The organism is Streptomyces sp. NPDC059816 (genome assembly GCF_042732055.1).
Taxonomy (GTDB): Bacteria; Actinomycetota; Actinomycetes; order Streptomycetales; family Streptomycetaceae; genus Streptomyces.
Map to the genome: position 1 here is coordinate 140,946 of NZ_JBHWIQ010000015.1, position 12,672 is coordinate 153,617.

General features: G+C 73.0%; 13 protein-coding genes. 5 read left to right on the forward strand and 8 right to left on the reverse strand.

Annotated features, from left to right (window positions below; translation table 11 throughout):
• Window positions 1-80 precede the first annotated feature (80 nt).
• The 7 genes from tsaD to ACFV88_RS20910 form a co-directional block, all read right to left on the reverse strand.
• Window positions 81-1,151, reverse strand: coding sequence for a tRNA (adenosine(37)-N6)-threonylcarbamoyltransferase complex transferase subunit TsaD (tsaD, locus tag ACFV88_RS20880; protein ID WP_385493160.1), 1,071 nt, complete (start codon window positions 1,149-1,151; stop codon window positions 81-83).
• Window positions 1,152-1,283: 132 nt separating this feature from the next.
• Window positions 1,284-1,901 carry a TOPRIM nucleotidyl transferase/hydrolase domain-containing protein gene (locus ACFV88_RS20885; protein ID WP_385493161.1) on the reverse strand — a complete coding sequence of 206 codons (618 nt, stop codon included), beginning with the start codon at window positions 1,899-1,901 and terminating at the stop codon, window positions 1,284-1,286.
• Window positions 1,902-1,988: 87 nt separating this feature from the next.
• On the reverse strand, window positions 1,989-2,930 hold the full coding sequence (locus tag ACFV88_RS20890) for a hypothetical protein (protein ID WP_385493162.1): 942 nt from the start codon (window positions 2,928-2,930) through the stop codon (window positions 1,989-1,991).
• Between the two features lie 246 nt (window positions 2,931-3,176).
• The gene (locus tag ACFV88_RS20895; protein WP_385493164.1) at window positions 3,177-3,974 is read right to left on the reverse strand and encodes a hypothetical protein; all 798 of its coding nucleotides are present in this window, start codon (window positions 3,972-3,974) and stop codon (window positions 3,177-3,179) included.
• Window positions 3,975-4,055: 81 nt separating this feature from the next.
• Window positions 4,056-5,390 (reverse strand): bifunctional folylpolyglutamate synthase/dihydrofolate synthase, encoded by a 1,335-nt coding sequence (locus ACFV88_RS20900; protein WP_385493165.1) that lies wholly within the window; start codon window positions 5,388-5,390, stop codon window positions 4,056-4,058.
• 106 nt (window positions 5,391-5,496) lie between these two features.
• Window positions 5,497-6,033, reverse strand: coding sequence for a hypothetical protein (locus tag ACFV88_RS20905; protein ID WP_385493166.1), 537 nt, complete (start codon window positions 6,031-6,033; stop codon window positions 5,497-5,499).
• Window positions 6,034-6,042: 9 nt separating this feature from the next.
• Complete coding sequence (locus ACFV88_RS20910; RefSeq protein WP_385493167.1) at window positions 6,043-6,393, reverse strand: hypothetical protein; 351 nt, start codon at window positions 6,391-6,393, stop codon at window positions 6,043-6,045.
• A 290-nt stretch (window positions 6,394-6,683) separates the two neighbouring features.
• Between ACFV88_RS20910 and argC the strand changes: the two genes are divergently transcribed.
• The 5 genes from argC (at window position 6,684) to ACFV88_RS20935 (ending at window position 11,840) form a co-directional block, all read left to right on the forward strand.
• Window positions 6,684-7,712, forward strand: coding sequence for an N-acetyl-gamma-glutamyl-phosphate reductase (gene argC / locus ACFV88_RS20915; protein WP_385493168.1), 1,029 nt, complete (start codon window positions 6,684-6,686; stop codon window positions 7,710-7,712).
• Window positions 7,713-7,830: 118 nt separating this feature from the next.
• Window positions 7,831-8,982: a bifunctional glutamate N-acetyltransferase/amino-acid acetyltransferase ArgJ gene (argJ, locus tag ACFV88_RS20920; protein ID WP_385493169.1), complete on the forward strand. Its 1,152-nt coding sequence runs from the start codon at window positions 7,831-7,833 to the stop codon at window positions 8,980-8,982.
• 132 nt (window positions 8,983-9,114) lie between these two features.
• Window positions 9,115-10,098 carry an acetylglutamate kinase gene (gene argB, locus ACFV88_RS20925; protein ID WP_385493170.1) on the forward strand — a complete coding sequence of 328 codons (984 nt, stop codon included), beginning with the start codon at window positions 9,115-9,117 and terminating at the stop codon, window positions 10,096-10,098.
• On the forward strand, window positions 10,095-11,285 hold the full coding sequence (locus ACFV88_RS20930; protein ID WP_385493171.1) for an acetylornithine transaminase: 1,191 nt from the start codon (window positions 10,095-10,097) through the stop codon (window positions 11,283-11,285). Before argB ends, ACFV88_RS20930 begins: the two co-directional genes overlap by 4 nt.
• 18 nt (window positions 11,286-11,303) lie before the next feature.
• A complete protein-coding gene (locus ACFV88_RS20935; protein ID WP_385493172.1) occupies window positions 11,304-11,840 on the forward strand; it encodes an arginine repressor in 537 nt (178 codons plus the stop codon).
• A gap of 68 nt (window positions 11,841-11,908) precedes the next feature.
• Here the strand turns inward: ACFV88_RS20935 and ACFV88_RS20940 are convergent, their stop codons facing one another.
• Window positions 11,909-12,628: a L,D-transpeptidase family protein gene (locus tag ACFV88_RS20940; protein WP_385493173.1), complete on the reverse strand. Its 720-nt coding sequence runs from the start codon at window positions 12,626-12,628 to the stop codon at window positions 11,909-11,911.
• Window positions 12,629-12,672 lie beyond the last annotated feature (44 nt).

Genomic DNA, 12,672 nt, shown 5'->3' on the forward strand with positions numbered 1-12,672 from the left:
TGCGCAAGGGACGCTGCTCAGTGGGTCGGTGGATCAGGCGGTGGGGGCTCGGGCGGGGCGGGGGAGGGCTGCCGGGGTGCTCAGGCGGCTCTCGCCCCGGCCGCCGGAAGCGGGGTCAGGGCGGCGAAGTCGAGCGGGGCGGACGGATCGATCGACACGTCCAGCGGTGCGGGTTCGGCTCCGGAGCGCACGAGCAGGTCGCCGACGGCGGCGATCATGGCGCCGTTGTCGGTGCACAGGGTGAGCGGCGGTACGCGGAGCTCGATCCCGGCGCCCGCGCAGCGCTGCTCGGCCAGGGCGCGCACCCGCGAGTTGGCCGCCACCCCGCCGACCACGATCAGCGTCTTCACGTCGTGGGCGCGGCAGGCCGCGAGCGCCTTGCGGGTCAGCACGTCCGCGACGGCCTCCTGGAGCGCGGCGGCGCCGTCGGCGACCGGCGGCTCCACGCCGCGGAGGCGGTGTTGCTCGACCCAGCGGGCCGCGGCGGTCTTCAGCCCGGAGAAGGAGAAGGCGTACGGGTCGTCGCCCGACCGGGTCAGCGGCCGGGGGAAGGCCACCGCCGTCGCGTCGCCGTCCCGGGCCGCCCGGTCGATGGCCGGTCCGCCGGGGTAGGGCAGGCCGAGGATGCGGGCCACCTTGTCGAAGCACTCGCCGGCCGCGTCGTCGCGGGTGTCGCCCAGGTGCAGGATCGGCTCCCGCACCAGGTCCCGTACCAGCAGGAGGGAGGTGTGGCCGCCGGAGACGATCAGCACCACGCAGGGGTCGGGCAGCGGGCCGTGCTCCAGCGTGTCGGCGGCGACGTGCCCGGCCAGGTGGTGCACCCCGTACAGCGGCACCTCGGCCGCGTAGGCCAGGGACTTGGCGCCGGCCAGGCCCACCTGGAGGGCCCCGGACAGACCGGGCCCGGTGGTGACGGCGACGGCGTCGATCTGGCTCAGCCGCAGCCCCGCCCGGTCGAGGGCCCGGCGGACGACCGGGGTGAAGGAGTGCAGGTGTGCACGGGCCGCGATCTCCGGCACCACTCCGCCGAACCGTGCGTGCTCGTCCATGCTGGACGCGACCACGTGCGCCAGCAGCCTTCCGTCCTGCACGATCCCTGCGCCGGTCTCGTCGCACGACGACTCGATCCCCAGGACCACCGGTCCGCCCATGACGCCACTCCCTCTTGCCTAATTCCTGCAACTGCAATATATGTGCAATAGGGGGGGTGGGGGCGCACGCCGAGCGGGGTCGGGCGGTCGGAGGGCACGGCCCGGGGCGCCCGGGCGGTCGGGTCGGGGCGGTCAGAGGGCGGCGAGCAGGTCGTCGAGGGGGGCCGGGACCCGGTCGGGTTCGAGGGCCTCGACGAGGACGCGGCCGTAGTGGATCTTGCGTCCCTTCTTCGTTCCGAAGAAGCGCCTGAACTGCTGCTGCGGGCTCCGGTCCCGTTGCGCCGGCTGTTGCAGGAAGGTGCGCAGGGCCCGCAGATCGCCTTCCGCCCGGACCAGCTCCTCCACCCGGGCCACGCCCAGTACGCGGATCAGCTCGTCCTCCAGGTCCGCCCCGCAGACGAAGAAGTCCTGCGGCCGGGCACCCGCGCGGGTGAAGCCGCGGGCGTAGTAGGGCCGCTCCGCCGCGTCGCACAGCCCCGCCAGGCGCAGGCCCAGACCGGGCGGGCCGAGCAGCTGGGCGTAGCGTCCGACGCTCATCGCACCGCCGATCGACAGCACGCAGACTCCCTCGGCCGTCAGGTCCCGTCCGCGGCGCCCGGCCAGCGCGTCGACCGCCGCGACGTCGCTCGGCCCTTCGAGCAGGACGGCCGCCCGGACGGTGAGGCGCGCGGCCAGCTCGTGTGCCGGGTCGCCGGGGCCACCCGCCGCCCATGCGGTGACCGCGTCCCGGAACGCCCCCATGTCAGCCATGGGACGAGTCTCGGCCCGTGGTGGCCGCGGCGCGAGGGAATTTCCGCTGGCGGGCCACCTCCGAGCACGTGGACGTGCAGCGCGCCGTCACCCGATGCGCCCGGCCGGTACGGGTGAGCGGCGGGTCCGCACCCAGTACGAGCGGGCGCAGACGGTCAGCGCCAGCCCGTAGACGGCGAACGCGGCCGTTCCGATCCAGGCGACCAGCAGGGCGTCGTCCGAGGAGGGGAAGTCGCCCCGCCGCATCGTCATCACGCCCGCCGTGGCCAGGGCCGAGTAGGCCGTCCCCAACACGCCGTACGGAGCGAGCGTGGCGGCCCCGAGCAGGGCCGGGGTCAGCGGCAGCCAGCGCGGGACGCGACGGCCGCGCAGGGCCGGTGTCCATCGGGGGAAGACCTGCCCCCAGGGGCGGACCAGCCCCCAGAGCAGGAAGACGCCGACCGCGGCCAGCAGCACCGTGGCGTCCAGCCCCCGGGATTCCAGGGCGAGCCAGAGGTCCGAGGCGCCGTTGCGTCGGGAGACCTCCCGCATCTGCGCACCGGACACCCCGGCGAACGTGCCCCCACACGCCCAGACCAGCTTCATTCCCGCGTAGGGGAGGAAGGCCAGCGTGCCGGCCCAGGCGGCGAGGTGGACGGCCCCGGACGCGGCCGAGGGGGCGGGCGCGCGGTCGTCGTCGCGCGGTCGGTCCACCGGCCGGGCGGCGGTCGCGAGCAGGAGCGCCCCGGCCGCGGCCAGCACGTGGTTCGCCGCTGACGCCCGACCGTCCACCCCCTGACCGAACAACAAGGTGATCACGTCCATCAGCAGGCCGAAGGCGGCGAGCCCGGCCAGTGCGCACAGCGCCAGGAGCAGTCCGCGGAGCGCCGGTCGCAGCCCGTAGCGCAGCACCGCCGCGCCGGACAGCGTGCTCAGCACCCCGAGGGCGACGCCCGCCCATCCCAGCCAGGAGGGTTCCGAGGCGGCCGGGCCGAGGAACAGCGGGGTCCCGCTCCGTACGCAGACCAGGGCGAAGCCGGCGTACGTCACCCCCCACAGAACGGTCGACCGGACCGCCCGGTGCGGCTGCCCCGGCCCTCGCGCGTGCCACGGCGTGTTCGATCCCGCTGTCGATGAGGTCATGGCCCGAATCTCGCACCGCCGCCGGCCGCCCGGCATCGGCCCGCCGGGGTACGTCGAGCCCTCGCCTTCCCCCGGTGTGATGAGCCCCTCTCGCCCTGTGGGGCCACCCGGCTCCGTCGCCGGGCGCTCGGTCTCGGAGGCGGCGCTGCGGGGTCAGAGCGTGAGCACCGGCCGGGTGGTGAAGTCCTCGTAGAGGTCTTCACCGTCCGGTCCGTACACGAACTCGGCCATGTGCGGGTTGCGATGGGCCGTGGCCAGCGGCAGCCACGCCAGCAGGTGGCCGTAACCTCCGCACACCGACTCGCCGCCGTCTCCGCCGTGGACGCCGGTGACGTCGCTGGTCAGCTCCGTGCGGTAGGTGTCGTAGGCGATGCGCAGGCCGAAGGCGTTCAACTGCTGCTGCGGGCCGGTGCGGTCCCCGTACGGGACGCGGTCGAGGGGGCAGTCGTCGCCCCACCGGAAGAGGGTGTCCGCGCCGGCTCCGCAGGCGTGCTCCCACTCGTCGGAACTCGGCATCCGCAGGCCGCGGGCCGCGAGGGAAGCCGGCATGTCGGCGGGCGGCTCGGTCAGCTCCTCGTCCTCCACGGCCATGAGCACCGTCGGCAGGACGACGCTGCGGCGGGGGCTGAGCACGTGTGCCAGGTGGGCCCGGAGATCGGGGCCGTGACCGAAGCCCTGATCCAGGCTCTGCGCGTAGTCGGCGGTCTGTCGGGGCGTCGGCTGCCAGGCGTCGAGGTCGAAACCGAGGGTCAGCGGACCGCCGGGAACCAACGCGAACTCCTGTGCCTGCCGCTCGATCCGCACGCGGTGCAGCGGGGCGCCGAGGTGATCGACGGTCTCGACGAGGGTCACCCGACCGTCCACCAGATCCGCCGCCTCCTGCGCGAGACGACGTGCGGCGGGCGGTTCGAGGGACCGCCACTGATCAAGGGTGAGGTCGGCGAGGGACATGCGCCGCAGTGTGGCACGCACCTCTGACAGGGATGACGGTCGGCCGGAGCACTCCGTCACACGGGGGGTGACCGAGTCCCCTCACGCGGGCTGAAGACCGAGCGCGGTACGGGTTTCGCCCACGAGGCGCAGCGAGCCGAAGACGACGATCAGGCCGCTGGGTCCGGCGAGTTGGGCGGCCCGGCGCAGCGCCGATGGGGCGTCTTCGGCTGTCAGGCAGGGCGCCTGGCGGCCCGGGGCGAGCCGGCTGTGCAAGCTCGCGGTGCCCGCGGCCTCGTGCGAGCCGGTGCGGGTGAGGACGAGAGGCCAGTGGGAAGGGAGTGGGGCGAGCATGCCGACGACGTCCTTGTCGTCCATCGCGGCGAAGACCAGCACGGGCGGGCAGGAGTGACCGTCGGCGCGGGCGTGGCGCAGGATCTCCGGGGCGACGGTCGCGGCACCTTGCGGATTGGTGGCGCCCTCCAGGAGGACGCGGCCCGTCCAGTCGTCCAGTTGGGCGTGGGGGACCAGTTCAAGGCGGCCGGGCCAGGATGTTGCCGCCAGTCGTGCACGGAGTCGTTCGCTGTCAGGCTCGCGGACGTGCCCGCGTTCGACCATCGCGTCCATCGCGGCGATGGCGACCGCGAGGTTGTGGTGCTGGTGTGCGCCGGACAGTGGGCAGGGCAGATCGCGGTGCACGGCGCGGGGAGTGGTGACGTCGACGAGCGTCCCCGGGCCGCGGTTGCCGTCGCGGCCGGCCGCACGGGCCGTGTAGCGGATCTCCTGGTCCATACGCCACACGGCCAGTCCCGTCCGCTCCTTGAGGACTTGCTCCGCAACGGTGGACGCTTCGGGGGCCAGCCGTCCGAGAACGACATGGTCCCCGTCCTGCGCGGCTGCGATCTTGGCCTGGGTGATCCGTGTCAGGGAGTCGCCGAGCAGTCGGGTGTGGTCGAGCCCGATGCCGGTGAGAACCTTCACGTCCAGGCCGAGTTCCGCAGCTGCGGCCTTGCTCCCGCCGATGCTCGCCTCGGCCACCGCCAGCCTCACGCCGGCCCGTCGGAAATGTACGGCCGCGGTCGTCGTGAAGATGCCCTGGGCCAGGACGGGCAGGCCGTGCCGCTCGATCGTCTGCCAGACCTCGGCGAACGCCGCGGTGTACTCGGCACGCGTGACGGGGCCCCCGTCGATCCGGATGCGCTCCCGGGGCTCCTGCAAGTGCGGGCTGGGCATACTGCCCACGCGTGCGCCGGTCGCGGCCACCGCCGACACCGCGAACGCGCAGGTCGACCCCTTGCCGTTCGTCCCGACCACCAGCATCCCGCGCATCCCCCGCTGAGGACGGCCCAGCGCCGCCAGCAGCCTGGAGACATTCGCCTGACGCACCTCCCGAGGAAGCCCCTGGGTGTTCTCATGCACCTTTGCCAGAATGTCCACGCAACGTGAGTAGTCCACGCACCGGATCATGCCACCCAGCGTGACGGATCCGACACGCTGACCGAGGGACTCCGGGGCCCGGCTGCTGCCCTTGTCGTAGTCGAGGTCAGGGGCCGCTGTTCCCCTCGAAGTCGCCCAGGTTGATAAAGCTCACCCGGTCCTCCCAGGCGTCCCACCTCACATGCTTCCGAGCACCCCAGTAGTAGGTCTCGTAGCTCAGGAGGTCGCCGTATGCCTCATTCTCGTGTATTCGATCAGGCTGGCCGAAGACACTCAGGAACTCCTCGTACGAGGTCAAGTACGCGAAGTGGGAGAGATACGGGCCGCTGATCGCGAAGCCGACCACCGCTCCGGCGCACACTTTGTAGTTGATCTTGTCGGCGCCGTAGAGGAATCCGTTCGACCGGACAACGTCTTCGACGACCTCGTCCAGCGTCAGACTCCGTCCGTCAGCTGCGTAGTACTCGCTTGCGATATCGGTCCCACCGCGATACCGGGCGATGGCGGAGGACAGGCCGCCCACGATGCGCTGCCGTGGAACGGTGACAGCCGGCGCCCCCAGGGCGATGCCGTTCACCTCGACACTGGCGAGGTCGAGGTTCGGCCGGGACAGGAGGTCCAAATTCTCGAGGATCTCGATCACCGTGGGAGTTTAAGGGGCCCATCTGAGCCTTGACCCTCGCGACTCATGAAGGGTAGTGGGCGAGTAGACCTCGTCCTTGATCAGATGGCCGGGCCGGACGTCGACCAGCACCGCTGTCCCGGACGGCAGCACCAGGAGGTCCGGGGTGTGGTCCTCGGTGCCGTCGGCGGTGGTGAACCGCAACCTGAACGGCCGGGCCAGCGCCTCCTCGACGCCACCCGCGAAGTCCAACGCCAGCAGCAGGCGACGCTCAGCCGGGCTCTCGAAGCCATGCATCCGGCCCGTGGCCAGCATGTACTGCAATCCGGGACGGTGCCGCTGCCCCGCCTGCCAGGTGAAGGCGCGTACCGGGGCCGACACGAACGCCGGAAAGCCGGCCAGGTCCCGGACGGGCAGATCACCTCAGTCCGAGCCGCCTTCCACACCGTGATCCACCGACGCGTCCACCCCGGACCCGTCTCCAGGAAACCCCGCAGGTGAGAGCGGCGACCGCTACCCTGCGGGCCACCCCAGACGCTCACGGGCCAACTCGACCGCTCATGGGCCGACTGAAAGACTCAGTCACAAAGGGGGCAGTGGTCCGGAGTTCCGGCCGTTGTATAAATGTGCGCTACTGCGTATAGTCATGTCATCCAGAGGAGAGGAACGGCATGACTACGCGGGTTGCGGTGGCCGGAGCCAGTGGGTACGCCGGGGGAGAGGTGCTGCGGCTGCTCGTCGGGCACCCGGAGGTCGAGATCGGAGCGCTGACCGGCAACTCCAACGCCGGGCAACGACTGGGCGCCCTCCAACCGCACCTCGGGCCGCTCGCCGACCGCGTGCTGGAGGTGACGACCGCCGAGGTGCTCGCCGGGCACGACGTGGTGTTCCTCGCCCTGCCGCACGGCGAGTCCGCCGCCGTGGCCGAGCAGCTGGGCCCGGACGTGCTCGTCATCGACATGGGCGCCGACTTCCGCCTGCGGGACGCGGCCGACTGGGAACGGTTCTACGGCTCCCCGCACGCCGGGACCTGGCCGTACGGCCTCCCCGAGCTCCCCGGCGCCCGCACCGCACTGGCGGGGTCCAAGCGCATCGCGGTCCCCGGCTGCTACCCGACGGCCGTCACCCTCGCCCTGTTCCCCGCCTACGCGGCCGGCCTCGTCGAGCCGGAGGCCGTGATCGTCGCCGCCTCCGGAACCTCCGGCGCGGGCAAGGCGCCCAAGGCGCACCTGCTCGGCAGCGAGGTCATGGGCTCGGCCTCCCCGTACGGGGTCGGCGGCGTCCACCGGCACACCCCCGAGATGAGCCAGAACCTCGGCGCGGTCGCCGGCGAACCGGTGAGCGTCTCCTTCACCCCCACCCTCGTCCCCATGTCCCGCGGCATCCTCGCCACCTGCTCCGCCCGCGCCCGGGCCCAGGTCAGTGCCGAAGCCGTGCGCACCGCCTACGAGAAGGCGTACGCGGACGAGCCGTTCGTGCGACTGCTGCCCGAGGGCCAGTGGCCCGCCACCGCCTCCGTGTACGGCTCCAACGCCGTCCACCTCCAGGTCGTCCTCGACGAGGCCGCCCACCGGGTCATCGTGGTGAGCGCGATCGACAACCTCGCCAAGGGCACCGCGGGCGGCGCCGTCCAGAGCATGAACCTCGCACTCGGGCTGCCCGAGACCACCGGACTGCCGACGGTCGGCGTGGCCCCCTGAGCCCGCCGCACCCCGCACCCACCCGTCACCACCCAGGAACCGCGCCCCCGTCGCCGCCGACCGAGCGGCCGGCGGACGCCCTCCGCCGCCCCGCAGCGGCGTTCGAGAAGGAGATGCAGTGAGCGTCACGGCAGCACAGGGATTCACCGCGGCCGGAATCGCCGCCGGGATCAAGAGCAGCGGCGACCCCGACCTCGCCCTCGTCGTCAACACCGGGCCCCGCCTCGCCGCCGCGGGCGTCTTCACCTCCAACCGCGTCAAGGCCGCTCCCGTCCTCTGGTCGGAGCAGGTCCTCAAGGGCGGTCAGGTCTCCGCCGTCGTCCTCAACTCCGGTGGCGCCAACGCCTGCACCGGCCCCCAGGGCTTCCAGGACACGCACGCCACCGCCGAAGAGGTCGCCTCGGTCCTCGGACTGAGCGCGGGCGAGGTCGCCGTCGCCTCCACCGGCCTGATCGGTCTGCCCCTGCCGATGGACAAGCTGCTGCCCGGCGTCACCACGGCCGCCGCGCAGCTGAGCGAACACGGCGGCGAGAAGGCCGCGATCGCCATCAAGACCACCGACACCGTCCACAAGACGGCCGTCCGGGGCGGCGACGGCTGGACCGTCGGCGGCATGGCCAAGGGCGCCGGCATGCTCGCACCGGGCCTCGCCACCATGCTCGTCGTCCTCACCACCGACGCCGACGTCGACAGCGCCGGGCTCGACCGGGCGCTGCGCGACGCCACCCGCGTCACCTTCGACCGGGTCGACTCCGACGGCTGCATGTCCACCAACGACACCGTGCTGCTCCTCGCCTCCGGCGCCGCCGGCGTCACCCCCGACGCCGCCGCGTTCGCCGCCGCGGTGCGGGAGGTCTGCGACGACCTCGGCCGGCAGCTCATCGGGGACGCCGAGGGCGCCAGCAAGGAGATCCGGATCGACGTCGTGGGCGCCGCGACCGAGGACGACGCCGTCGAGGTCGGCCGGTCCATCGCCCGCAACAACCTCCTCAAGTGCGCCCTGCACGGCGAGGACCCCAACTGGGGCCGGGTGCTGTCCGCGATCGGCACCACCTCCGCGGCCTTCGAACCCGACCAGCTCAACGTCGCCATCAACGGGATCTGGGTCTGCAAGAACGGCGGCGTGGGCGAGGACCGCGACTTGGTCGACATGCGCTACCGGGAGGTCGTGATCACCGCCGATCTCGCGGCGGGCGCCGAGTCCGCGACCATCTGGACGAACGACCTCACCGCCGACTACGTCCACGAGAACAGCGCGTACTCCTCCTGAACCCGGCGGGCCCGGACCGCCCCGGCCACCCCGGGGCGGTCCGGTGTTCCCGGCCGACGCACCACCGCGACCGGGTCCGCCCGCGCCCACCGGGGCGGAGCGGGCCGAGGACCCCAGGACCCCAGAGGAGCCATGAGCACCCGCAAGCACACCGCCCTCCCCAAGGCGCAGACCCTCATCGAGGCGCTGCCCTGGCTGACCCGGCACCACGGCAAGGTCGTCGTCATCAAGTTCGGCGGCAACGCCATGGTGGACGACGAGCTGAAGGCCGCCTTCGCCCAGGACGTCGTCTTCCTGCACCACGCGGGCCTGCGCCCGGTCGTCGTGCACGGCGGCGGCCCCCAGATCAGCGCCCAGCTCGACCGTCAGGGCCTGGTCAGCGAGTTCAAGGCGGGACTGCGCGTCACCACGCCCGAGGCCATGGACGTCGTCCGGATGGTCCTCGCCGGCCAGGTGCAGCGCGAACTGGTCGGCCTCCTCAACCAGCACGGGCCGCTCGCGATCGGGCTCACCGGTGAGGACGCCCACACCATCACCGCCCGTCAGCACCGGCCCGAGATCGACGGCGAACTCGTCGACATCGGCCGGGTCGGCGAGATCACGGACATCGACACCGGGGCGATCGAGGCGCTGCTCGCCGACGGTCGCATCCCCGTCGTCTCCTCCATCGCCCGCTCCGCCGACGACACGCACGTCTACAACGTCAACGCCGACACCGCCGCCGCCGCGCTCGCCGCGGCCCTCGGCGCCGAGACCCTGATGGTCCTCACCGACGTCGAGGGGCTCTACGAGGACTGGCCGCACAGCGACGAGGTCATCAGCCGCCTCACCGCGCAGCAGTTGGAGAAGCTGCTGCCCGAACTGGCCAGCGGCATGGTCCCGAAGATGGAGGGGTGCCTGTACGCGGTGCGCAACGGAGTGCGCACCGCCCGCGTCATCGACGGCCGGGTACCCCACTCGATCCTGCTGGAGATCTTCACCGACGAGGGCATCGGCACCATGGTCGTGCTCGACGACTCGGTGCGCCCGCGCCGGACCGTCACCACGGACGAGACCACCACCACGGACGAGACCACCACCGAAGACCGGAACACCACTGAAGGAGGAACCCGGTGACCACCGCCAACGAGGCCCTGACCCAGCGCTGGCAGGGCGCACTCATGGACAACTACGGCACCCCCGCACTGCCTCTCGTCCGCGGTGCGGGAGCCCGGGTGTGGGACGCCGACGGCACCGCCTACCTGGACTTCGTCGGCGGGATCGCCGTCAATGCGCTCGGCCACGGGCACCCGGCCGTGGTCGAGGCCGTCAGCCGGCAGATCGCCTCCCTCGGGCACGTCTCCAACCTGTTCGTCGCCGAGCCCCCCGTTGCGCTGGCGGAACGCCTCCTCCAGCTCTTCGGGCGTCAGGGGCGCGTGTACTTCTGCAACTCCGGTGCGGAGGCCAACGAGGGCGCCTTCAAGATCGGTCGCCTGACCGGACGCACCCATGTGGTGGCCACCGACGGCGGCTTCCACGGCCGCACCATGGGCGCCCTCGCCCTCACCGGCCAGCCCGCCAAGCGCGACCCCTTCCTGCCGCTGCCCGGTGACGTCACCCACGTGCCCTACGGCGACGCGGACGCGCTGCGCGCGGCGGTCACCGAAGAGACCGCCCTGCTGATCGTCGAACCGATCCAGGGCGAGAACGGCGTGGTGGTCCCGCCGGCCGACTACCTGGTCCGGGCCCGCGAGATCACCGAGGCCACCGGCACCCTGCTCGTCCTGGACGAGGTGCAGACCGGCGTGGGACGCACCGGGCACTGGTTCGCGCACCAGGCCCACGAGGGCGTGCGCCCCGACGTCGTCACCCTCGCCAAGGGCCTCGGCGGCGGACTGCCGCTGGGCGCCACGGTCGCCTTCGGCCCCGCCGCGGAACTGCTGCGGCCCGGCCACCACGGCTCCACCTTCGGCGGCAACCCCGTGGTCTGCGCCGCCGGGCTCGCCGTGCTCGACACCATCGCGGGGGAGGACCTGCTCGCGAACGTGAAGCGGCACGGCGCCCACCTGCGTGACGCGATCGAGTCGCTGGGACACCCCTTGGTCCGGCGGGTCCGGGGCGCCGGGCTGCTGCTGGGTATCGTGCTCACCGAACCGCGTGCGGCCCAGGTGCAGCGCGCGGCCCAGGACGCCGGTCTCCTGGTGAACGCGCCCGCCCCCGATGTCGTCCGGCTGATGCCGCCGCTGAACCTTCGCGACGACGAGGCGGAAGCGTTTCTCCAGATCCTGCCCGGCGTTCTCGACGCAGCCCACGGGACGGACTAGCCGGAGAATGAAACGACGATGACGCAGGCGCAGGGCAACGAGCAGACCGGGCCCGCCGTACCGCAGACCCGCACCGCGCGGCACCGCAGGATCGTGGACATCCTCAACCGGCAGCCAGTGCGCTCCCAGAGCCAGCTGGCGAAGCTGCTCTCGGACGACGGGCTGAGCGTCACCCAGGCGACGCTCTCCCGGGACCTCGACGAGTTGAACGCGGTGAAGATCCGCGACTCCGACGGGGACCTGATCTACGCGGTGCCCAGCGAGGGCGGGTTCCGCACGCCCCGCGCCCCGCTCGGCGAGTCGGCGAAGGAGGAGCGGATGCGACGGCTGTCCGGTGAACTCCTGATCTCCGCCGAGGCGTCCGCGAACCTCGTGGTCCTGCGCACCCCGCCCGGCGCGGCGCAGTTCCTCGCCTCCGCCATCGACCAGGCCGAATTGCACGACATCCTGGGAACGATCGCGGGCGACGACACCCTGCTGCTCATCAGCCGGGAGCCGGCCGGCGGACAGGCGCTCGCCGCGCACCTGTTGCGCCTGGCGCAGAACGCCCGCTAGCCCGGTCCCGACGGCCCGTTCGCCCGCCCGTCCGCCCGGGGCGGGCGAACGGGTCCGCCGTCCGGCCGTCAGTACCGGGTGACGGCGGTCGCGCCGGACTCGGTGCCGATGGCGAGGTGCGGGCGACGGGCGGGTTCCGCCCAGCGCAGCAGCGCGGCCATCGCCGCCGCCGGGACGGACACGCAGCCCGCCGTCGCGCCCTCGCCGTTGACGTGCAGGAAGATCCCCGCTCCCCGGCCGCGCTCCGGGCGGTGGTAGTTGAAGCCGATCACCAGCGCGTGCGCGTACGAGGGGCCGTAGTCGACGAGGTGTTCGGCCTCGGTGGCGCGGCAGTCGGCGGGCCGCGGGTCGGTCCACCGGTTGTACGCGGTGGACTCGTTGTCCTGACACCACCAGGACGAGTCGCGCACCGGCCGGTACGGGGTCCGGGTGCCGAGCGGCGGGGCGGCCGTCCCGAAGGCGTAGGGCAGGTCGTACAGGCCCGTCGGGGTGGTGCGGGTGCCCTGCCGGCGGGTGGTGCCCTCGGTGAGGCCGCCCGCACCGAACCGCGCGGGGGCCGTGCCGGTCGCCCGCCAGCGCCCTCCGCGGCGGTCCCACCAGGTGAGCGTGCCGCGCGTGGCCCCCGCGGTGGCCGCCGTCGCGGTGACGAGCTGGCTGCCGCCGCCGGTGTCCGCCATCCGCGCGGGCAGCGGACGCGCCGGCCCCGGGTCGGCGACGGCCGGTGGCGGGAGCGGTCCGGCGAGGGCGACGAGGGTCACGGACACGAGGGCGACGGCACCGGTGCGCATGGCCCAGACCGTAGTGCGGGGGCGGGTCCGCGGCAGCCCGCGTG